The following is a 21,114-nucleotide window of genomic DNA, read 5'->3' on the forward strand; positions in this document are numbered from 1 at the left end:
TCGGCTGGCGGTGTCAGCCCGCGCTGAGTGACGCGGATTTCTCGGTGTCGAGCTGGTGGTCGGCCCAGACGTAGCTTTCGGGCAGCAAGTCGGTGATGAGGACGGTTTGGATGCGGTCGCCCTCGCCGATGATGACCTTGAGGGCGGGGAAGTAGTCGAGAAGGACCTGACGGCACCGGCCGCACGGGGAAACAACCCCTCGGTCGCGGTCGCCCACGGCGACGATTGTGTCCAGCTCGTATGCGCCCTGGGTGGCTGCCACGCCGATGAGGACCAGCTCGGCGCAGGGTCCTCCGGTGAAGTGGTAGGCGTTCACCGCGGTGACGATCCGGCCGTCCCGGGCGCGGGCTGCGGCTGCCATGGTGTGATTGTCGCCCCGACAGCGTGTGCGAGCGACGTGCGCTGCGGCCTGGATGAGTTCGTGGTCGACGGGGTGGGTCTGCTTAGTCATCTTCTCTGCCTTCGTCGGATGTCAGGCGACGTTGGCCCGCGTGACGATGGCGTGCAAGCGAATATCGGCGGTGTGCTTGTTCCGCAAGATGATGTAGCGACGGATCAGGCTGCCCCGCTCCTTTCTACCGAAGGGCCGTGACGTACGCGGGCCCCGTCGACGTCGTCGGTGTAGTGGGGCGGCAGGATGACGGGCGCAGGGCGCAGCTCGGGGTTGACGCTGATGGCGCGGATCGCGCGGTCCGGGCCCCGCCGGAACGGCCCAAACGACATATCACCGTGGACACTCTAGGCCTGCCGGTGATGATCACGGTGACGCCCGCCGACGCCAGGACCGCGACGCAGCCCGCGGCGTGTTCTGGCGCCTGATATGGGCCGACCGTGGCTACGCCGGCGACCTCGTGGACTGGGCCCGCGAGTGCCTCTGGCTCACCGGTGCGGGCGGAGAACAGACCTCGGGGGTGGCAAGCACAGCGACGACTACTCAACCTCTCTCGGAGCGGGGTGAGTCAGGTGGTTCTGTTTCTCTTGCTCATCATCGTGGCGATCGTCCTTGGTCTCATCGGTGCGGTGGTAAACGGTCTGCTCTATCTGTTGATCATCGGAGTGATCGTGCTGGTGGCGGATCTCGTATGGTTCGGCGCACGCCTCGGCCGCAGACGGGGTCCTGGTAAACGCCGGCTGGGGTAGGCCGACGGCATGTAGCCCCGGCCGCCGCGGGATACAGATGCCTGTGACGAAGGGTGAGGCCGGGGCACAGGGCAGTTGGATGGCCCGGGCCCTGTGTCGACCACCAGGAGCAGGGTTAGATAGACCAGCACCGGCCGTCGAACACGGCGGAGACTGCGCTCGTTCATAGCGAGAGACAAGTTCCGCCGCTGGGTCGGCGAATACGGGAGCATGCCCGCTGCTCGCATCATCCTCACCGCGCCCTAGGCTACGACGACCGCGTCAGTCTGCTGCTGGAAGCGGTCGCCGTTCTTCACGTTCAGCTCCAGGTCGCAGGCGGAGCTGGATTCTGTTCTAGGACGGGTGGTACGCGCTCACCAGCAGCGTGTCGGCGGTGCGCGGCCCACCGAGGGTGGCAGGCAGCACGTCGGTGGTGACGTTGGTGAATCCGGCCACGTCGAGCAGCTTGGTACACACATGCTCCTGGAGGACCCCTCGGCGCATCGTGGTCGCTTCGCCGTCCGGTGTCTTTGCCGAAATGTCGGCAGCCACGGCATCGGGCTGGGCAGGTGCCCCGTTCAGGTAGTGGACGAGGGTTGCGAACACCAGTTGCCCGCCCGGCTTGAGGGAGGCTGCCGCCGCGGGCAGCAGCTCGCGCAGGTCGGTGCCGCGGGTGCAGCGCAGGTCATAGGGCTTGTCGAGCTTCTCAACGGTCCAGCCCTGTGCCTCGTAGTGATCGATCGCGAGGCATTCGGCGTGTTCGTCGATGGTCTTGCGCTTCTTGGGGTCGGAGGTGTAGCCGGCGCCGCGCCGACGGCGCTGGGGCTTCCTCTTCCCTTGAACCTGTTCGGCAGTGAAGCCGGGGGACTTGTCCAGGGGGACGTCCTCGGGGTCCTCGGGGTCGAAGGGGATGCCGACGAACGACGGTCCCCCACCGCCCAGGTCGGGCTGATCTTCCGCGTAGGGGTCCCTCAGGCGCCGAGTTCGCCACCGTCCGACCTGTCGGTATTCGAGGTCGAACTACCGGACCGCGGCATCGGCGTGCACCCCGGGGAGACATGCTGTCTGGTTCTCCCAGAGCGACGGTCGAATGCGGCCGTGCCACCTGAACTGCCCCCAGGATCAACCTCGAAGCGCGCGGTGGAGTCCTCACGGTGAGGGTCGCGACCAGACGGCCGAACGCTGAAAGGTGGCCGCATGAGAACTGAACCCCGTCTTCACCTGATGGTCCCCGACGACTTCAACGATTCCGACGCCGACTCCCAAGTGCACCCTATGGCGCGAAAGATGTTCTTCGGGTCGGCTATGGCGGAGCCCTTCGCGGAAGCCGCCGCATGGGTCGCGGCCCACGATGTCCGGATCATCGACACGGCCTGGGAGAACGCCCCCGCCGGGGAAACCTTCTCGTGCGTGCTGAGCGTGTACTTCACCTTCGAGGACGACGGCAGGGACTGAGTGGGTGTAGCGGGGCATCCCGGCCGAGCACGCCCGGCATCTACTACTGCCGGACCGGTCGGCCGGCGGGCGGTGGCCGACCGCGCCGTTCCTCGAGCAAGCGGATCGTAGCGGCCATGGTCCTGGCCACCGATCCCGTCAGGGACGAAACCAGCGATCAGCTCTGCTGACGCCGAGCGACCCACTGACGGGGGGACGCGGGCCGCTCAACATCCGCAATTCTGCCCACAACCCCTGCGCCTGGCATACCGAGACAGATGCTCAGGCGTGTACAGACGAAGGTGCTCAGTCGTGGGACCGGGAGGACAATCCTGCGGCCGTGGGTGTGCCCGCGAGCGTCCACGACTCGACGGCGGTCCGGACCTGGAGCACGCGGGCGTAGGCTTTCAGGGATGCGGATAGGCGAGTTGTCCAAGCGCACGGGCGTGAGTCCGCGCTCACTGCGGTACTACGAAGAGCAGGGCCTGCTGACCAGCTCACGCTCCGACGCGGGGCAGCGTCACTTTTCCGATGGTGCGGTCCAGCGCGTGTCACTCATCCGGCAGTTGTTCGACGCGGGTATGTCCAGCCGGGTGATCGCGACTGTGCTGCCGTGCGTGGATGTCCCGGGTGACCTGGGCGTCGCCGAGGAGACGTTCACGGCGATGATGCGCGAGCGCGACCGGATCGACGCCGACATCGCGCACCTGATCGAGACCCGGGACGCACTCGACGTGCTGATCAGGGCCAACAGCCGACACCGGGCGGAGCTGTCCGCGGCCCGGGAAGCGGTGGCACGGTCGGCTTGATGCTGTGATCCGCGTCTCATCCCGTTGCCCCTCACATCGATGTCAGAGGTGAGGATGGCGACAACGCCCGGAATCACCGGGTCGGTCGTACGAAAGGCGGCGGAAGATGGGGCAGGCGTGGGGTTTCGGCACGTACGGCGGGCCCGAAGTGCAGGAGTTCTTTGATCGTCCCGATCCCGTCCCCGGTCGCGACGAGGTGCTGATCCACGTCGACGTCGCCGGTGTGAATCCCCTCGACCACCTGCTGCGCTCGGGTCTGGTCGACGGGCTCGACGGCGGGCGTCCGTTTCCCCGTGTGCTGGGCATGGAGGCAGCCGGAACAGTTCTCGCCCGGGGCGAGGACGTCAGCGGGCTCGAGGTGGGTGACGCGGTCTTCGGCTTCGCACTCACCGGTGGCGGCACCTACGCCGAGACGACGGTGCTGTCCGCGCCGAACACCGCGCGCATCCCGGAGGATCTGTCCGCGACCGTGGCGGCAACGTTGCCAGTGGCCGGGACGACCGCGGTGGACGTGCTCGACCAGCTCGGCCTCCCGGCTGGTGCCACGGTCCTGGTCAACGGGGTCGGGGGCGGGGTCGGCCTCGCCGTCGCCCGGCTGGCTGTCGGGCGCGAGCTGCGGGTGATCGGCACCGGGAGTACCACCAAACGCGAGCACGCCGAGGCCATCGGGGTGCGGTTCATCGACTACACCGCCGAGGACGTCGCCGCCACGGCACGCGAGCTGGTTCCGGACGGCTTCGACGGGATCGTCGACCTGGCCGGCGGCACCTCGCTGCGGACGGTCGCTCCGCTGGCCCAGGATCCCCGCAACGTCATCTCTGTGGGTGATATGTCTGTGCCCGATCTCGGTGGGCGCTTCGTCGAGCGTCGCGTCGACCGCAAGAACCTGGAGCGGTCCGCCCGGCTGGCCCTCGACGGACTCCTCGCACCCGTCATCACTGCGGTCCATCCGCTCTCCGACGCCCCGGCCGCCCTCGCCACCGTCGAGAACGGTCACAGCTCGGGCAAGGTCGTCATCAAGGTGGCATGAAAAGTGCCCGGCCGCTGACGCTGTCGACCGTCCATCGCGGACTGACCCGGGTACGACCGATAGAGCAGCCTTTTCCCGCCTGTACGCGCCGGCCCGCTCGGAACCTGCAGGAGCGGGCCGGCGCCTGCGTGCTTGGCAGCCCCCAAGTGCTTAACACAGCGGACAAGCCGCCCCGGAGCACCGCGATGCACTAAGGCCGCACGAGTGCGGGTATCCCGTGTGCCCGTGGCTCGACCTCACGCTCGAACACTGCCCCTGAAGCGGTGTCCTGATCTGACCCTTCCGGGGAACCCGCGTACTCACACGGCGGGCCACTGCGCAGTCCGCCGTCTCGCCGCGGTCCCGCTCGACAGTGTTCTCACTGACGGCGGTGACGATCTCCTCCACGAAGCAGAAGGGGCAGCCCCGCTCCAGCCGCGCAGCCATGACGGCAGTCTTTTGCCTCGCGTCGGGACAGTGACGAATCCGGTGCTCGAGACCCCCGCCGTGGTCGACTCGGGGCCGTCCGGTCCGCACACCCCGAGCACACGCTGCCGCGTCTGCTGCTCCTCGGCCACCGGGATGGAGGGGACCACGGTCGGTACTACGGTGGCCACGACCGCACCCACTACGCAGAAGCCGGCGATCACCCAAGCGACGACCGCCATCCAGCCGGGGTCCAGCGCTCGCGGCGAAGGTGCCGACCCCAGCCCGCATCCCCAGGCTCAACCGGTCCCGTCACAGGGGCGGGTCGTGTCGCAAGATGCGCAGCAAGTCCCACAGTGCCAACGCGGGAGACACCAGCACGGCGCCGTAAGCGGGGTTCACTGCCACCTCACCCGGCTTTGCCCGTGGGCCCCGGCGCCGTCATGAGGACCAAGGGATCTCGCCGTGGCGGGAGACGAAGCGTCCGGTGCCGGCACTGGACCCCTCGGTGGCGAGGGCGACGATCGCGTCCGTGCCCTCGGTGACGGTTTGGGGACCGCTGTGACCGTTGAGGTCAGTCGCGGTGTAGCCGGGGTCGGCGGCGTTGACGCGAATGCCTTTGAGTGCCTTGGCGTACTGCGTGGTCAACATCGTCAGTGCCGCCTTCGAGGAGGTGTATAGGGGCGCAACTACGTGTGACTCGGGTCGGCTTGGATCGTGGGTGAGGGCGAGGGAACCCATACCGCTGCTGACGTTGACGATCAGGGGGTCATCCGAGCGGCGCAGCAACGGCAAGAACGCTGTCGTGGTGCGGACGACCCCGATGACGTTGACGTCGAAAATGGCGCGGGCGTCGGCGGCGGTGAGGTCGCTGGGGTCGCCGACGGGTCCGTGGACACCGGCGTTGTTGATCAGGACGTCGATGCTCCCCTCTTGTTCGGCGACGTTCGCGGCCGCGGCGGCCACAGACGCGTCGTCGGTCACGTCGATGGGGACATAGCGTGCGCAGAGCGCGGCGGCAGCCTCCTCGCCCTGCTCGCGGTTGCGGGCTCCGACGAGCACGGTGTGGCCGCACTCGATCAGGCGGCGGGCAGTCTCACGGCCGAGACCCTTGTTGGCTCCGGTGATGAAGGTGATGGTCATGCGACCGATATTGATCCCGGCGAGGGAGGCAGGCCAGGGACGCTTCGACGGTAGGAAGACAAGTACCACCCTCGCGTACCCCTGCACCTTCGGGAATGCAGGAGGATAGAGACCATGTCGACGACACCCGGTATCGGACTCGGCGTGATGATCCGCACATGGCGGGACCGGCTGCCTCCGTCGGCCGCCGGGCTGCCGGCGGCCCGCGGGCGCCGGGCGGCCGGGCTGCGGCGCGAGGAATTGGCTGACCTGGCTGGAGTATCGGTCGACTACATCGTGCGCCTGGAACAGGGCCGGGCCACGACACCCTCAGCGTCGGTGGTGGCGTCCCTGGCGCGCGCCCTGCAACTGTCCACCGCCGAGCGGGACCATCTGTACCTGCTGGCCCTACTCGCACCGCCGGTGGTCGGCGCGATCTCTGACCATGTCCCGCCCGGTGTCCAGCGGGTGCTCGCCCGCCTCGGGGATGTGGCAGTCGCCGTGTTCGCGGCGGACTGGCAACTGGTGTGGTGGAATCGTGGGTGGGCTGCGCTGCTGGGTGACCCCTCCGCCTCGCCACCGCGGCTGCGCAACTTCGCCCGCGACAGGTTCCCAGTGAACGCCGGCTCCGCCCACCTCGCGCTGTGGCCGGTGACTGAGGCGGACCGCGATGCCACCGACGCCGCCGTCGTCTCCGATCTTCGACGCGCCACCGGCCGCTTCCCCCTGGACAGCCGCTTGGCCGCGCTGATCCGCGATCTGAACGCGGGCAGCAGGAGGTTCGCCGAGCTATGGGCGACCGGCGAGGTGGCCGCGCACCGCGAAGACCACAAGATCATCGACCACCCGTCAGTGGGCACGGTCATGGTGGACTGCGACGTGCTGACCGACGGCGATTCCGAGCTCAAGATCGTCATCATGACCGCCGTGCCTGGCAGTGAGGACGAGACCAAGCTCCGGCTTACCGCCCTCGCCGGCTCATCGGCCACCACGCACAACTGATCCGACGCAAGCGTCGATCGACCGCCTGCATATGCGCGGCGAGCGCCGAACCACGATGCTGACCTCTACCAGGAGACGGGTGCACCCCACCCGCCGCACCTGCGCACCGCACCAGGTGTGCGGCGGGCCCCATTGCACATCCTTTGGCCCAGAACCTGATCGGCGTGAGGGACCTGCTGTGTCAAGGAGGAATTACCAGGTGGCGGGCCCGGCCGCTGGTGGAGGCCCGCACTCTTGCTCCCGCTGGGCGCGGGGTGACGTCAGTCGGTCTTGTCAGCGAGCCGGTGGGGTGAGGGTGGTGCGGTCGAACGGGCCGCCATGTGCGGCGGCAGCTCCTCGCCTCAGGCGCCCTGGACCGCACCCCCGAACGGGTCCAGTCCTTCCGCCTCGACGACGTCAACGACGCCATCGCACATACGAGATACACAACAGGGATAAAGCGTCATCAAACGGGTATAGCGGAGGGAGCCTGACGAGTGAGGCGACCGTTAGTTTCCGGATGGTGCATCCCGTGCCGAAAATGCGGGCTTGGTCGTCTGCATCGGCCCGGCAGAGCATGACGGGCACTCTGTGCCGGCCTACGCCCGCGAGCCCTGCTGTCAGTACGTAGGGGAGTGCGTAGCGTTCCACCTCCGGGCGTGGGATCAACGCCCGGCCGGTTGACCTGTCCGTCCGTCGTTCCCCCGTGATGGACGGGCGGGGTCAGGGAGCCCCTGGCCATCCCCCCCCCCGGCCGGGGGCTTCCGTCTACACGGATGGCGTGCACGTGGTCTCCGACACCGCGTCCTGTCCGCTGCAGTGGCGCCTGTTCGTGCCCGAGGAGTAGGCGCACGATCCGGTTCGGCGGCGCAAGACGGGGATCCCTGAGGAGGTCGGTCACCGGGACAAGTGGCGCCTGGCGTTGGACAGCATCGATGAGCTGGCCGGATGGGTCCTGGTGCCGCCGGTGCTGGTGCCCGATGCCGGCTACGGACAGAACGCCGACTTCCGCGACGGCCTGAGCGAGAGGGGCATCGGATATGTCGTTGCGGTCCGTTCGGACGTGACCGTCCACGCGCACGACGCGCGGCCCACCGTCCCGGCGTAGTCCGGAAACGGCCGCAAGCCGCAGACCTGCTACCGCGACAAACCGTCTCCTGTGGCCGTGCTGGCGGCAGGCCAGGGGCGGCAGGCGTTCACCGAGGTGACCTGGCGGGAAGGCTCCCGCGGACCGATGCGCTCGCTTGGCACGCCTGGCCGGGGACAGCAGGTACCCCTGCGACCTAACCCGTAGCTTGTGAATCATGGGCCGCCCGGCTCTGACAGGCGCACAGGCACCCACCCCGGTAACCGCCCTGAGGACCGTGAGTACCGGTAGCCGGTGGCGCCGTGCTCACCGCTCGCCCAGCCGCGGCGGCCGTTGCGGGCCCCGGACTCCATCCCGCCGGAGGATCCCCCAGTGTCCCCGGGTGTCGCACCCCAGCTCCTGCTGTACGGCCGTGGCGTGGGGGCGTCCTCACCGGACGGGAGGCGCGTCGGGGAGCAGGCGGGTGAGATCGAAGGTAGCCGGGTTCGTGTCGGCGGCCAGGAGCAGCAGTCGTAGCGGTTGCGGGCGCAGGCCCGTCACGGTCGTGCGGCGGTTGGAACGGTTGGGCGGGGCGGGGGCGAACAGGAGGTGGAGGCCGGCGACGTCCATGAAGGGTGTGTGGCTAAGGTCCCACAGCAGGTCGGTCACGTATGCCGGGAGCGCGTCGGCCGTGGAACGCAGCGGAGGCAGGGTGGTGAAATCGATGTCGCCGCGCAGGGCGATGCGCGCAGTGGTGCCGTCGATGGTGGTGGTGATGTTCATGCTGGGCGCGCCCCCTTTCGGGGGTTGAGGAGCCCACAGACGAAGCACCCCCGAAGGGGTCTACGACGATGGCGGGGGTCGGGTGCCCGGGAGGGGGGCAACGCCCGGTTCCCCAAAAGGCCGGCACCCCCGAGGGGGGCGTCGGCCGGTCTCGTTGTCCCTCCACCGTCGCACACTCGCGCGCATACCCGCTATGCCCCGCGGGGAGGACGCTCCGTGAAGCCGCGCAGCTTGCGGAGTGGATCGTCTGCCAGAGCGATCGGCTTCCCGGATCCCGCTCGCCGGGGCCACGGTTTGGCCCACCGCGCGCCACCACGGAGCCACGTCCTCATCCCGCGGCGAGGGGGTTGCCGCTGCACGGGAGGGAACTCGTCAGGTGCCGCATGAGGGGGCGTCGGGAAATCCAGGCCGCACGGGTATGGCTACGACCGTGCCGCCGTTCGATGCCTGCCCACCACCTGGTCCCGGGTGGCCGCCAAGGCCACTGCCTGAGCGGCGCTGCGCTGCGCGGGGCCGGGCGCGTGCCCAGCCCGGGGTGTCGCCCGTGGGGCCTCGGCCGGAACGCCTCTCGGCCCGGCGTGTACGGCGGCGTCGTAGCGGGCCTATCAATCACTCCGGCCGAACCACCTTGGGGACCGACGCCCTATGAGGCACCGCGGCTTCTTCATCGTCCACCGCCCTCGCCCCTCTGCGTATGGCCCTTCGCGTTGTGTGTCTGCATCGCTGGGCGCAGTTAAATCGATCTTGAAGAAACAGAGGGGAAGCTCAAGGGCGAGGACGGCCTACTCACGGCTACCCGGCCCGCCTTGGCCATTGATCGGCCGAGGCGGCTCGTCTGTGGTGGCGGTGAGGGCGCGGTGCAGCGATGCGCAGCCGACGGCGGCCGTCAGCGGAAGGGCGAAGTGGCCGCTGAGCGGTCCGGACAGGGCTGTGCCGCCGGCCAGGCCGAGACGGAGCGCGCTGGACATCCAGCCGCCCGGCTCGGTCGACGTGCCCGGCGGGGTGAACGCGGTGACGGTCAGGCTGGCGACTCGACACGTCGCTGCGCCCGGCGGCTTCCGCCTTGGGCCGTCGGGGGGTCGCAGGGGCGCGCAGTTCCATAGCAGCGACACGGCGGCGAAGGTGCAACGAGGGAGGGACGGCGATTGACTGGCGGGCTTTCGCACAGAATGGCGACCATGGCACGCGATCTGCTGGCGCAGGACTCGGTCCCGGCCACGTTGGAGAGGATCACCGCCTCCGGAGAATGGGCGTAGCAGCCCTCGACGAGCTCGGTCAGGCCGAATCCCTCACCCCGACTGATCAGGTCGTTATTGACAGCGACCAGCTCCAAGAACACCCGCAGGAAGGCCCCTGCTTAGACGCCGCCCACAACCACCTCGGCGAGCGGGTGTTCCGCATCACCGACTTTACCGCCCAGGCCCAGCGCTGGCCCGCCTACCCACCCACCGCCCGGAAGCTCGGGCTGGGCAGCAAGATGGGCTCCTGCTCTACACCGACGACGAAGACCTCGGCGCCTCAACCTCTACTCCCGCAAGACCACCATCGCCACCCGCCACACCATCGGCGAAGCCATGGGCATCCTCATGGGCGCGTGCGGGCTCGCAAATGCTGGCATATACCATTGATCTCACACGCCGGATGCAGTTTCTGTCTACCTCTGTCGGACGGACGGGTCGATGCAGAGCACTGGCCCGGGAGGCGTCGGCTAGTCAGAGTTGAGCATGGTCATGCAGGACACGAGTTCGGGCGGCGGCGCCCCTGCTCCCGGCCGGCCGGCCGTTGGCCGCGCCGGGGTGTTCCAGGAGCTGTTGCCCATGGCGGTATGGGCGGCCGATCACCAGGGGCGTGTGTGGCTGTGGGAGCTGGCGGCACAGGACCTGCTGGGCTGGAGGCCGGAGCAGATCATCGGCCAGGACGGGCTGCCGCTGCTGGTCCCGGAATGCAACCTGGAACTAGCCGGTGAATTGACGGCCCGGTCCCGGGCCGGAGAGGCGGTGGTAGGGGCATACCCAGTGCGGCACCGGGATGGGCACACGGTCGAGATGGAGATGTGGATATCCCCGATCGCCGATCCCACCGGGCAGCCCGGCACGCTGGTCATTGCCGCCGAGACCTCGTCCGTGGGGCGCATGAGGGATTCGCTGGCTGCCTTGGAGGGGCTGTTCACTCAGTCACCGATCGGCCTGGCCCTGCTCGACCGGGAGCTGCGCTATGTGCGGGTCAACGATGCCCTTGCCGCCATGAACGGCCAGCCCGCCGCCGCGCATGTGGGTAAGCGAATCGGCGAGGTGGTCCCGGGGATAGACCCCTCATTGGTGGAGTCGCTGATGCGGCAGGTGCTCCAGACGAGGCATGCCGTGCTTGACCGCCGCACCGGCCGCACCCCGGCCACCCCCGAGCAGGACCGGGTCTGGTCGTCCTCCTACGCCCCGCTGACCAGCGGCAACGGCGAAGCACTCGGGGTGATCGCCTCAGTCATCGATATCACCGAGGGGCAGGCCGATCACCTGCGGGTCGAGCGGGCACGTCAACGGTTCGCGCTTCTGGCCGAGGCCGGAGCGCGCATCGGCACCACCCTGGACCTGCGGCAGGCTGCCAGCGGCCTGGTACAGATGCTCGTGCCTCAACTCGCCGACACCGCTCAGGTGATGCTGCTGGAGGAAGTGCTCGCCCCGGACGATGTGGGCGCTTCCACCCACGACCTGCTGCACTGCCTGGCCACCACGAAACCCGCCCTCGCCCCGTCGGGGCGCCCTCCTGCGGAGGTGACGTATCGCATCACACCCGGATCGGTGCATGCCACGGTCCTGGCCGAACGGCACTCCCGGACCGTGCCCCTGCCGCTGCCAGTCCTGAACGCTGTCACCCCCGATTCACCGGCTGCGGGGCTTTTCGGCCACAGCGCTCCGGGCATCGCGCGGGTCATCCCGCTGACCGCCCGGGGCAAGGTGCTCGGCCTGGTGATCGCCACCCGCACTCGCAATGAGCAGTTCGACGAACAGGACACCGTGCTCGTCGACGAGTTGGTCGCCCGGGCGGCACTGAACATCGACAACGCCCGCCTCTACGCCGGCCGCCACCAAGCGGCTCTCACCCTGCAACGCAGCCTGATCAAACCGCTTCCCACGGTGCCGGGGCTGGAACTGGCCACCGGCTACCTGCCCGCCAGCAGCGAGAACGAAGTGGGCGGGGACTGGATCGACGTCCTCACCCTTCCCGACGGCAGGACCGGCCTGATCATCGGCGACGTCATGGGACATGGTATCCGGGCCGCAGCCGTCATGGGCCAGCTGCGCACCGTGGCCCGCACCCTGGCCTACCAGAACCTCCCACCAGACCGTTTGCTGCACTACCTGGACATCGCAGTGGCCGACCTGGGCGAGAGTGAACTGGCCACCTGCGCCTACGCCGTCTACGACCGGACCACCTCCAGCTGCCTGATCACCCGTGCCGGGCACCCCCCGCCCCTCCTGGCCGACCCGAACGGCACCATCCAGTTCCTCGAGAAAACCTGCGGCGTACCACTGGGCGTACCGCGCGATGCTTCCTTTGAGACCGAACACGTCGTGCTCCCACCCGGCAGCATCCTCGTCCTCTACACCGACGGCCTCATCGAGAGCCACGACCACGACGTGGACCACGGCATGCATCAACTAGCCCACTTCCTAAGCGAGCCCAGCCAGACCCTGCAGGAGACCCGCGACCGCCTCCTGAAGCACCTATTGCCCACGTCACCCCAGGACGACGTCGCGGTGCTCCTGGCCCGGCCACGGTGATATTTACCGACCGGCTCCCGCCTGCCCGCGAAGCCCTCGAAGACGCCACGACGATGTCCAACTGCGCAGACGCAACGCAGCGGGCCCGGAAGATCGGTTCCTGCGGGCCCGGCTGCGCTCAGTCCAGGCGCGGTCCCTGAACCATTCGCCACAGCAGCACAGCCCTCTTTCCAAGGCGCCATGGGCTGCGCCCATCCACCGGGGCTCGGCGCAGCACGCCCGGGAGACTTCGGCGATCCCGCTGTCCTGCGTCCAAGAGGGCTCCCGGACGTGGGCGCGGCGGTACGGTCCGTCGGTTGCCTACCGCCGCATCTTCACAGCCGCAGGGATCGGGGCGGTTCACCGGGCGTGGCCCCTGGCGCCAATGCAGGGCTCGGAGATTTCGACGGCGCTTCTGGACGCGCTGGCTATGCCGCGGGACGGCGTGCGCCGAAGCTTGGGACCCGCAGCCGTCCGGTGCCGGCGCCGCCTGCTGGGTGGAGGGCGGGTCAGGCTGGCGGGGGAAAGCGGACGGCGAGCAGCGCTCGTTCGTCGGGAACGCCGCCTCGGGCTGGTGATGAAGGAACCGGTCGCACAGCTCGGCCGTGCCCAGACCTCTGATGGTGCGCGCGCACGTGGTCAGCCGTTGCATTCCTACGGCGAAGTCTTCGCGACGGCGCTCGATCAGCCCGTCGGTGTACAGCAGCAGGGCGTCGTTCGCGGTCACGGTGAGGTCGGCCTGTCGGTAGCAGACGTTGCGGAACGGGGCCTGACGGTGGTGAGGTGGCGTCGTCGTGGTAGGCGCTGGTGCCATCTGAGTAGCGGTGGCGGATGGCCGGCTCTGGCGTAGGTCAGAGCGCCGGTGCGGCGGTCGAAGACCAGGTAGCAGGCGGTGGCCATGCGGTTCAGATGGTAGCGGCCCAGGAAGGTGTTGAGCTCGTCCAGGGCGGCGGCGGGGTCGGTGCCGCAGCGCGGCACGATGTTGCGCAGGGCGGCGGTGAGCTGGGCCAGGACGGTCGCTTCGGGCAGTCCGTGGCTGGCGACGTCGCCGATGCCCAGGCCGATGTGATCGGCGTCCACGTCGTAGACGGAGCCAGATGCGTACGCGGCTGGCCCTGCTGTGCGTGCAGGTGTACTGCCCGGATGACCCTCTGCCGTTGCCCACCTGGTCAAAGGATCCGCCTCGCCGCACCGTCTCCAGCGCAGCGCAACCCACGAACCGCGCACCACCGCCAGGTCCACAAGGTGCATTTGGTTCCACTTGAAGTCCCACGTCAAACCATCGGCTTCGGGGTGTTCACCGTGGCTTTCGGGGGTGGATGGCCTACCGGGGAAGCGTGCAGGACCGGCGGCTACGAGCGATGTGGGCCGCCCTGGCCGACGAAGGCCCCGCAGGGCGGGCCGGGTAAACACCCGGCCCGGGTACGGCCCGGGGGCGAATAGACGGCGGACATGACCTTCGCTCCCGTCAGGGCACCGGTCAGGGAGCAGTACGCCATCGCCGATGCCACCGCTCAGGCGGCCGCGGATACGCCCGGCCCGGGACATGGCGCTGACCACGGTCGCCAGCCTGACCGCCGGTGTCGTGCGGGGTGCCGGTGGCTTTCATAGGCTGGTGGTGCTCGGGGTGAGTGCGAGAGGTGTGTCATGCCCCGAACGATCTGGTCCGGCGCCATCAGCTTTGGCCTGGTCACGGTGCCGATCAACGTGGTCAGCGCCACCGAGGACCACAGCATCCGGTTCCACCAGTACCACCTGCCCGACCAGGGCAGGGTCCGCTACCGCAGAGTGTGTGAGCTGGAGGACCGCGAGGTCTCGCAGGACGAGATCGGCAAGGGCTACGAGGTGACCAAGACGCAAGTCATCCCGATCACCGACGAGGACCTGAGCAACCTGCCCCTGCCCACCGCGAAGGCGATCGAGATCGACGCCTTCGTACCGCTGGAATCGGTCGACCCGATCCGGATCGCCGAGGGCTACTACCTCCAGCCCGCCGGCCAGGTCGCCGCGCTCTGCTTGGATCGGCCCATGACTTCTATCGGCACACCGGACGAGACGCAAGAGAAAGCAGAGCTTGCGGTTTGGTTCGGCGGAGCTTCCTTGGTGTGCTGGTTCTGCTGTCCGTTCTGGATACTGGTCAGCTTCGTCGCGCTGCCTCTGGCGATCGTCGGCTTGGTACGGGCCTTCGTCGAGTACCGAGCATCAAAGTCGGGGCGAGCGAACAGGACGCGAGCTGCAGTGGGCGGCGCGTTGTCCCTCTTGGGGGCGGCAGCGGCGATCGCCTACATGATCTTTCTGGCCACCCATCCTGATCTTCCGGTCCAGGGGTAGCCCGCCTCGTCGGTGGCCCGCGTGGTGCGGGTCAGGCGAACGAACAGCCCCACGCTTTAAGACGTCATCTCATTTGGCGCGTGAACATAGGGCTCAGACTGCTGTGGTTCGTATCTGACGTGCAGGCTGGGCCATACTCCATGAGTGACTACACCAATAGGCCCCGTGGTCCTCTTCGATGACGACTACCACATGTACGTCCTCCAGGACCGAGCGTCCGCCGAGGCATGGTGGGAGATGCCTGAGGAGTACGCCTGTGGGTTCGACGCCCTGGCCAGACCGTTGCGCATGACGGGTGAGCCGCATCAGGTCACCCTTGAGCTCAGTGGTGATGAACCGGCCGAGGCAGACCTGCGTCGTCTCGTCACCGACCACTACCAGCGGTTCCTGCACGGGCAGGCGCCACCCCGAGCATCCGATCTTTCAGAGTTCGTTGCGGGACTGCCTGTCGAGGGCTCGTAGAGCGAATCCGTTCGTCCGATAGCTCGCCAGCGAATCAGGAAGTGAGTCTGCGGTAGCAGATGAGGGTGCAGGCGATGCTGGTGAAGGCGAGGAAGTGGTCGGCTTTGCGTTCGTAGCGGCGGTGGAGGCGGCGACAGCCAGCGAGCCAGGCCATGGTGCGTTCAATGGTCCAGCGGTGACGGCCCAGCCGCTGCTCTGGCATGCGAACTGAGCACGTGGGCAGGCCGAGGGGCGGTCACCCGTCGGCTACTGCCGTTCCCCGTGGCTCCCCGCTGGATCTGGCCCGGGTGCGGCACGGCCGGTGCGGGCCTCATCCCTATCAGGTCGATCACGGAGTTCTGTCAACGTCCACCAACGGCCCCTGCGCCTCGGTCGATCGTCCACTGAGGTCCGAAGTCGACCGCTGCTGTTCGCGCCAGCTCGGCGACGGTCTCGTCGTCCAGCTCGATGGAGCGGAGTGTGTGCGCCATCGACCGGGCGGCGTCGGCGATGGCAAAGGCGTCACGGGCATCGGTCTTGGCCTCGCCGGGATAGAGGTCGGCGATCCGCCGCATCAGACCTGTCGGATAGGCGACCTGGCAACCCATGTCGCGGGACACCGCGATGGGCAGGGCGCCGATGGAGGCCGGTTGGTCGACGACCACGAGCACGGTGCCGTGCTTGGCCTGCAACTTCGCGAAGACCTCGCGGAGTTTGGGCTCGCTGTCGGGCAGCCGCTTGTCGAAGGCTTTCTTCCCGGTCGGGGTGACGGCGGTGGCGTGGTGTTCGCCCTTGCCGACGTCCAGGCCGAGGAAGACGCCGATGTCGCTGGTGTCGATCACGTGCAGTCTCCGGTCGTGCTCGCCCGCCCGTCCAGCGGCACCGATCGCCACATCCACATTACGAAGAGCCTCCCTGCCTCCGGAGAAGCCGGTGGTCATGCCCCTAATCAGCGGTCTGTCGATGCCTCCGGAGCTGGTGACACCACCCCCCGGGCCATGCGTTCGACAGGGGGGGCCAGTCATGCCAGCTCCAGAGGCCGGGAGCCCCATTGCGGGGCCACGAAGAAGGTAATGGGGAACGCTGGTTGGCGCCGGAGTGTCCTTGTGGGCCATGTTGATCACTCAGCGGCACCAGACGAGGACCATGCGAGAGCAGAGGAGCGAGACCCGGGGCAGAGCTGCCGGGGAGAAACTACTCGCCGAGCTGTACGCCTTACGGAGGATCCTCCTTGCGGCTGACGAGCACCGGACTCTCCTGACCAAGCCCCGTGGTGGAAAGTCGCAAGCCAGCACATGGATGCGGCCGAGGTGGCATTGGGGTTGATCCCCCGAGGCGAGCCCCCCGTAGCAAGTTCCCGGCCCGGTCGGCGGTCCGCCGCTCGGATGGCCATCGGGGCTCGCACCAATGAGTTCAGCGGCCCGCGCATCTTTCGGCAGGGCTGGTCCGACCGCTAACAATGGCCGGACGCGATCTTCCGAGGAGCAGCAGCCGTGCCTAGCGTAACCGTTGACCTTGCAGCTTCCAGGGGGTGGCGGTGTGGCGGGGCGTCGTGAGGTGCCGGTGGATCCGGGGGCGGGTCCGGTCCAGAGGTTCGCGTTCCACCTGCGCAAGCTGCGCACGGAGGCGGGCGGGATCACCTACCGGGCGCTGGCCCAGCGGGCGGACTACTCGGTCACCACACTGCCCCTATAACGAGGGTTGCGATGTGATCAGGAGACCCCGGTCAGACATCTCAGTAGTCAGACGCCGCCGCAGGACAGCACCCACCTACCGTTCTCCGTCTATCCGGCTTGCAGCCACGTCAGCTCGCTCGTTCGGACGAATCGAGTCGAAACACCGGTCACCTACCAACGGAACTGGCACCATGCCGCCGTCGTACGTCACTGCCAGTCGAAGGCGGACCATTGGAACGGCAGGTCAATGAGCGGCAGCTCTCGATGTTGCAGTGGGTGGGAGCCGGGTGCCCTGCCGGCGTATGGGAGACCAACTCCTACGAGACCACCTGAGCACCATACGCACGCGAGTCGAGGACATGCCTCCGGGCCAGGCCAGAACCGACGCCGAGGAATGGATCAGCTGGGCAGCGGCCACCGTTGAGCGCCTCGACCCATTGAACACACCGCCCCGGCTGCCCGACATTCCCAAACCACAAGCCGGACGACCTAAAACCCTTCCTCGGGCACTGGAGCCCTTACGGCCCCACCTACTGAACGCTTGCTCCCTAAAGGCGTCCGGCTGGCCTACATAGGCGGGGACCTTGCTGATGTCAGGTTGTGGGCGCGTGGACTGGACGCGGTGCACGAGCGGTTCGTGCACCGTTTCAGCAGGTCGGAGCCGCGTGAGTCGGCGCTGGCCTCTATGCGGGGACTGATTGCTCCGCTGCAGCGCAAGAACGGTGGGACTGTGGGGGAACAGGCCGGTCATGACGGCCGGACCGTATTCAGCGAATGCTGCACCGCACCGAGTGGGACGCCAGGAGGTCCTCGACGACGTCCGTGACTACGTGGTCGAAAATCTCGGTGACCTCAAGCGGTGCTCATCATCGACGACGCCGGATTCCTGAAGAAGGGAACTCGGTCGGGCGGCGTTCAGCGGCAATACTCCGGTACGCCGGACGTAGGGTGAACTGCCCGGTTGCGGGGGTTACTTGGATTGCACTCGTCCTATCGGGTCGGGGCCGGTCGTCAGTGCCTCGCACTCGGCCTGCCAGGTGGGGGCGCCGGGGTACAGCTGGGCGTGGAGGTAGGCCGCGGTGAGCCGGGCGAGGGCGGCGACTCGCTCGGGGTTCTCGTCAGTGGTCTCTGCGGCGTCGTATCCGGCGATCCCGCCCAGTCCGTGCTCCGCGTCGAACATCGTGAACAGGGTCTTGGGCCCGGGGGCGAGGGTGTAGGGGTCGGCGTGCCAGTCCGGTCCCATGTCCGTGAAGTGCCGGGGGTCGTCCTTGTCACCGGCGACGACCAGCGCCGGTGCGGTCATGGTGGAGAAGTCGACGGCGCCGATGATCGGCCACTGCTCGGCCATGGGCCCGTTGAGGGCGTCGCCACCCCTGCCGGGCGCGGCGAGCAGTACGCCGGCCTTGATCCGGGGCTCGACGAGGTGCACCACGTTCCCGGTGTCAGGGTCGTTGATCCCGGCGCCCAGCAGGAGGGCGGCGGTGAAGCCACCGAGTGAGTGTCCGACGAGGGCGACCTTGGTGCGGTCGATCCGTCCCGCGAGGCGCGGCACGGTGCGCTCGATGATGTCGAGCCGGTCGAGGATGTGGGTCATGTCTTCGGCGCGGGATCGCCAGAAGTCGGGTGCGCCGGGTGCGTCGGCGACCAGGTGGCTCAGTGTCCGTGAGGTGAGGTGGGTGGGCTGGACGACGGCGTATCCGTGAGCAGCCCAGAAGTTGACGAGCGGCGCATAGCCATTGAGCGAGGAGAGGTTGTTCGAGGGACCGTGACCGTGGGAGAGGAGGATGACGGGGAGGCCGGCTCCGGTCGCGGGGGCAGAGACGCGTACCTGGAGGCCTACAGGACGTCCGGGCACGGGGAGGACTACGGGGCTGAAGGACAGGACCGGGGCTGGCGTGACCAAGGCGTCGGGGTGGGTGGTGGAGGATGTGCTCACGATGTGGGTTCCCTTTCGGTGGCTCCGGCCGCTCGCTGATCTCCTGCGACCGGCTACGGACAAGTCGGTCAGGGGCGTCCCGCTTCGGCTAAACTGAAGCGGAGCGCTGTTCCGTTTAGTATCCGGAGCGCTGCTCCGCTTTGTCAATCGGCGTGGAGGAGTACGCAATGACCACCGACAGCCCCGCAGGGCAGTCGCCGTCACGAAGCAAACGGGCCGACGCTCAGCGCAACCGGCAGACGGTGCTCGCTGCCGCCGCCGAGGTGTTCGTCACCTCCGGCGTCGACGCGCCGATCCGTCAGATAGCGGCCCGGGCGGGCGTCGGGATGGCCACGATCTACCGCCACTTCCCGACCCGGGCGGATCTCGTCACAGCCGTCTACCGCCACCAGATCGAGGCATGCGCCGAAGCCGGCCCGAACCTACTGGCCAGTGCCGACTCCCCGCTCGATGCATTGCGTCAGTGGATCGACCTCTTCGTCGACTTCCTCGTCACCAAGCACGGACTCGCCGACGCCCTGCAGTCCGACCACGACCGCTTCGCCGCGCTGCACGCCTACTTCCTAGACCGCCTGCTGCCCGTCTGCGCCCAACTGCTCGACGCTGCGGTCGAGGTCGGTGACATCAGGCCCGGTACGCAGCCGTACGAGCTGATGCGCGGCATCGGCAACCTCTGCATCGGACGCGACAACGACCCCCGCTACGAGCCCCGACGCCTGATCGCTCTCCTCCTCCAGGGACTGCACCGACCTCACTCGGCCTGATGCCGACGAGACACCCTCGTGCTCTACACCGACGGGCTTATCGAACGCCGCAGCGAGGACATCGACGCCGGCCTGACCCGCCTGGCAGACGCCCTCGCGCAGCACGGCGCTCTCCTGCCCGGCGACCTGGCCGACGCGCTGCTGACCCGCCTCGGCGTCAGCAGCGGCGGTCGCGACGACATCGCGCTGGTCGTCATCCGCCTGTGAACAAGCCGACTCGTCGGACGAGCGAGCCCCCCCGGAAGCTCCCTGTCGACACCGCGCACAAATCGTCGATGGGCGAGCAGCTCGTAGGTGTCGAGGGACAGCACCGCCCGGCCGCCGATGGAGTGCGCTTCGAGGGACCTTGGGACCGGCGGCACGTGGCGGCCGTCGATCGTGATCGGATCGGCGCCCGCGGTCACGGCGACATCGGCCAGAACGTCCAGCAATGCGCTCTTGCCGACGCGCAGGTCGGTGCCTTCGTCGGGCGTGTTTAGGTAGAGGCCCCAGAACCATTCGAGCCAGCTGCGGCTCAGTAACGGTCCGGCCATGTTCTCGTACATGGAGGGGCTGTCGTCGAACCGGTCGACCGCCGGGTACCCCAGGACCTGCAGTGCGATCCGAGGTCCGCCGCGCCGCTGCGCTTCCTGCACGAGAGCCGCGGCCAGGTTGCCGCCGGCGCTCTCGCCGAACACCGCGATGTTCTGCCCGTCGCCGCCGAAACTTCCGGCGTTGGCCGCGACTCATGTCAGGGCTGCGTAGGCGTCTTCGATCCCCGCGGGGAAGCGGTGTTCGGGCGCGAGCCGGTAGTCGACGGAAACCACGATCGTGCCGGAGCGGTTGGCCATGATGCGGGCGATGTGGTCCTGGCTGTCCAGGTCTCCGAGGGCCCATCCGCCACCGTGGAAGAAGACCGTCACGGGTCGCGGCCCGGAGCGCGGCAGGGTGGTGGGGGCGTAGATGCGGACGGGGACCTCGAGTCCTTCGGCGGCGGCCACTGCGTCGTGCACGCTGCCGACGGGCTCGACGTCGCCCGCGAGGGTGGAGAAGCTGCTCGTGGGATCGCGGTTCTCCTCGACCGTTCGGCTCTCCGGTGCCGGTTCGCCTCCTTCGGCCAACTTCTCGAGCAGCGCATCGACCTGGGGATCGAGGGACATGATGAGGACCTTCCTGGAGCCGGCGAAACGACACGGATGGGAATGAGTGCTCCAAGCACCGCAAGTCGCAGGATTGGTGCAGCGGCAGCGTGCTGCCGTCGGGCGCTGTGCGACCCATGTCGCGATCGGGCCCGCGCTCCACACGCACGCAACAGGCGCACTTGGATCGGCGCGTGTGAGGCCCTTGACAGCGGTCACCGCGGGCATCGGCGGGCAGATTCGCGACCGGCTCCGCAAGCGGGTCCGCCGTGGGATGAACCGATTCCTCGGTGCGAGGCCGACGTCCCGGGGAAGGGAGGCCGCGGGTCGCCGTCGGACGC

The 21,114-nt window shown here is 68.3% G+C and carries 17 protein-coding genes and 9 pseudogenes; 15 read left to right on the forward strand and 11 right to left on the reverse strand.

The window, feature by feature from the left end:
* Positions 1 to 13: 13 nt before the first annotated feature.
* Both IE177_RS18435 and IE177_RS35595 read right to left on the reverse strand, forming a co-directional pair.
* A complete protein-coding gene (locus IE177_RS18435) occupies positions 14 to 451 on the reverse strand; it encodes a cytidine/deoxycytidylate deaminase family protein (protein WP_190016439.1) in 438 nt (145 codons plus the stop codon).
* Between the two features lie 21 nt (positions 452 to 472).
* Positions 473 to 574, reverse strand: a pseudogene (locus IE177_RS35595) (transposase); the annotation flags it as partial.
* Positions 575 to 963: 389 nt separating this feature from the next.
* On the opposite strand from IE177_RS35595, the gene IE177_RS18440 reads away from it, so the two are divergent.
* The gene (locus IE177_RS18440) at positions 964 to 1,140 is read left to right on the forward strand and encodes a hypothetical protein (RefSeq protein WP_190016440.1); all 177 of its coding nucleotides are present in this window, start codon (positions 964 to 966) and stop codon (positions 1,138 to 1,140) included.
* A 333-nt stretch (positions 1,141 to 1,473) separates the two neighbouring features.
* On the opposite strand, the gene IE177_RS35430 is transcribed toward IE177_RS18440, so the two are convergent.
* Positions 1,474 to 1,596 carry a hypothetical protein gene (locus tag IE177_RS35430; protein ID WP_268253168.1) on the reverse strand — a complete coding sequence of 41 codons (123 nt, stop codon included), beginning with the start codon at positions 1,594 to 1,596 and terminating at the stop codon, positions 1,474 to 1,476.
* 720 nt (positions 1,597 to 2,316) lie between these two features.
* Here IE177_RS35430 and IE177_RS18445 point away from each other — a divergent pair.
* From IE177_RS18445 to IE177_RS18455, 3 genes are all read left to right on the forward strand, one after another.
* Positions 2,317 to 2,574 carry a hypothetical protein gene (locus IE177_RS18445; RefSeq protein WP_190016441.1) on the forward strand — a complete coding sequence of 86 codons (258 nt, stop codon included), beginning with the start codon at positions 2,317 to 2,319 and terminating at the stop codon, positions 2,572 to 2,574.
* A gap of 392 nt (positions 2,575 to 2,966) precedes the next feature.
* A complete protein-coding gene (locus IE177_RS18450) occupies positions 2,967 to 3,362 on the forward strand; it encodes a MerR family transcriptional regulator (RefSeq protein ID WP_190016442.1) in 396 nt (131 codons plus the stop codon).
* A gap of 106 nt (positions 3,363 to 3,468) precedes the next feature.
* Positions 3,469 to 4,392: an NADP-dependent oxidoreductase gene (locus IE177_RS18455; RefSeq protein WP_190016443.1), complete on the forward strand. Its 924-nt coding sequence runs from the start codon at positions 3,469 to 3,471 to the stop codon at positions 4,390 to 4,392.
* Between the two features lie 846 nt (positions 4,393 to 5,238).
* Here IE177_RS18455 and IE177_RS18460 read toward each other — a convergent pair.
* Positions 5,239 to 5,940, reverse strand: a complete 702-nt coding sequence (locus tag IE177_RS18460) for an SDR family NAD(P)-dependent oxidoreductase (protein WP_190016444.1) — start codon at positions 5,938 to 5,940, stop codon at positions 5,239 to 5,241.
* Positions 5,941 to 6,054: 114 nt separating this feature from the next.
* Between IE177_RS18460 and IE177_RS18465 the strand changes: the two genes are divergently transcribed.
* Positions 6,055 to 6,921: a helix-turn-helix domain-containing protein gene (locus tag IE177_RS18465; protein ID WP_190016445.1), complete on the forward strand. Its 867-nt coding sequence runs from the start codon at positions 6,055 to 6,057 to the stop codon at positions 6,919 to 6,921.
* A 760-nt stretch (positions 6,922 to 7,681) separates the two neighbouring features.
* Positions 7,682 to 8,143 (forward strand): annotated as a pseudogene (locus IE177_RS18470) (transposase); the annotation flags it as partial.
* Positions 8,144 to 8,416: 273 nt separating this feature from the next.
* Here IE177_RS18470 and IE177_RS18475 read toward each other — a convergent pair.
* Complete coding sequence (locus IE177_RS18475; protein ID WP_190016446.1) at positions 8,417 to 8,749, reverse strand: STAS domain-containing protein; 333 nt, start codon at positions 8,747 to 8,749, stop codon at positions 8,417 to 8,419.
* Between the two features lie 1,144 nt (positions 8,750 to 9,893).
* On the opposite strand from IE177_RS18475, the pseudogene IE177_RS34940 reads away from it, so the two are divergent.
* Both IE177_RS34940 and IE177_RS18480 read left to right on the forward strand, forming a co-directional pair.
* Positions 9,894 to 10,341 (forward strand): annotated as a pseudogene (locus IE177_RS34940) (antitermination regulator); the annotation flags it as partial.
* Positions 10,342 to 10,473: 132 nt separating this feature from the next.
* Entirely contained in the window at positions 10,474 to 12,528 is a 2,055-nt protein-coding gene (locus IE177_RS18480; protein WP_229816114.1) for a SpoIIE family protein phosphatase, read from the forward strand.
* Between the two features lie 118 nt (positions 12,529 to 12,646).
* Here IE177_RS18480 and IE177_RS35740 read toward each other — a convergent pair whose 3' ends face one another.
* A complete protein-coding gene (locus IE177_RS35740) occupies positions 12,647 to 13,321 on the reverse strand; it encodes a SpoIIE family protein phosphatase (RefSeq protein WP_373305112.1) in 675 nt (224 codons plus the stop codon).
* Positions 13,231 to 13,587, reverse strand: a complete 357-nt coding sequence (locus IE177_RS18490; RefSeq protein ID WP_190016448.1) for a PP2C family protein-serine/threonine phosphatase — start codon at positions 13,585 to 13,587, stop codon at positions 13,231 to 13,233. Before IE177_RS18490 ends, IE177_RS35740 begins: the two co-directional genes overlap by 91 nt.
* A gap of 567 nt (positions 13,588 to 14,154) precedes the next feature.
* On the opposite strand from IE177_RS18490, the pseudogene IE177_RS18495 reads away from it, so the two are divergent.
* Together IE177_RS18495 and IE177_RS18505 are read left to right on the forward strand one after the other, a co-directional pair.
* Positions 14,155 to 14,517, forward strand: a pseudogene (locus IE177_RS18495) (Ku protein); the annotation flags it as partial.
* Between the two features lie 465 nt (positions 14,518 to 14,982).
* Positions 14,983 to 15,300, forward strand: a complete 318-nt coding sequence (locus IE177_RS18505) for a hypothetical protein (protein ID WP_190016449.1) — start codon at positions 14,983 to 14,985, stop codon at positions 15,298 to 15,300.
* A 34-nt stretch (positions 15,301 to 15,334) separates the two neighbouring features.
* On the opposite strand, the pseudogene IE177_RS18510 reads toward IE177_RS18505, so the two are convergent.
* Positions 15,335 to 15,493 (reverse strand): annotated as a pseudogene (locus tag IE177_RS18510) (transposase); the annotation flags it as partial.
* A 202-nt stretch (positions 15,494 to 15,695) separates the two neighbouring features.
* Positions 15,696 to 16,118 (reverse strand): annotated as a pseudogene (locus IE177_RS18515) (IS110 family transposase); the annotation flags it as partial.
* A 700-nt stretch (positions 16,119 to 16,818) separates the two neighbouring features.
* On the opposite strand from IE177_RS18515, the gene IE177_RS18520 reads away from it, so the two are divergent.
* Complete coding sequence (locus IE177_RS18520) at positions 16,819 to 16,974, forward strand: hypothetical protein (RefSeq protein ID WP_190016450.1); 156 nt, start codon at positions 16,819 to 16,821, stop codon at positions 16,972 to 16,974.
* Positions 16,975 to 17,526: 552 nt separating this feature from the next.
* A pseudogene (locus IE177_RS18525) lies at positions 17,527 to 17,996 on the forward strand (transposase); the annotation flags it as partial.
* On the opposite strand, the gene IE177_RS18530 reads toward IE177_RS18525, so the two are convergent.
* Positions 17,926 to 18,891, reverse strand: a complete 966-nt coding sequence (locus tag IE177_RS18530; protein ID WP_190016451.1) for an alpha/beta hydrolase family protein — start codon at positions 18,889 to 18,891, stop codon at positions 17,926 to 17,928. The pseudogene IE177_RS18525 and the gene IE177_RS18530 sit on opposite strands and share 71 nt — an antisense overlap.
* Before the next feature lie 167 nt (positions 18,892 to 19,058).
* Here IE177_RS18530 and IE177_RS18535 point away from each other — a divergent pair, with 167 nt between their 5' ends.
* From IE177_RS18535 to IE177_RS18545, 3 genes and pseudogenes are all read left to right on the forward strand, one after another.
* Positions 19,059 to 19,655, forward strand: coding sequence for a TetR/AcrR family transcriptional regulator (locus tag IE177_RS18535; RefSeq protein ID WP_190016452.1), 597 nt, complete (start codon positions 19,059 to 19,061; stop codon positions 19,653 to 19,655).
* A gap of 9 nt (positions 19,656 to 19,664) precedes the next feature.
* Positions 19,665 to 19,862, forward strand: a pseudogene (locus tag IE177_RS18540) (SpoIIE family protein phosphatase); the annotation flags it as partial.
* Between the two features lie 68 nt (positions 19,863 to 19,930).
* Positions 19,931 to 20,134 (forward strand): hypothetical protein, encoded by a 204-nt coding sequence (locus IE177_RS18545; protein WP_190016571.1) that lies wholly within the window; start codon positions 19,931 to 19,933, stop codon positions 20,132 to 20,134.
* 24 nt (positions 20,135 to 20,158) lie between these two features.
* On the opposite strand, the pseudogene IE177_RS18550 reads toward IE177_RS18545, so the two are convergent.
* Positions 20,159 to 21,001 (reverse strand): annotated as a pseudogene (locus IE177_RS18550) (alpha/beta hydrolase); the annotation flags it as partial.
* Positions 21,002 to 21,114: the final 113 nt, after the last annotated feature.

Origin of the sequence: Streptomyces lucensis JCM 4490, assembly GCF_014650035.1 — a bacterium.
GTDB classification, from domain to species: domain Bacteria; phylum Actinomycetota; class Actinomycetes; order Streptomycetales; family Streptomycetaceae; genus Streptomyces; species Streptomyces lucensis.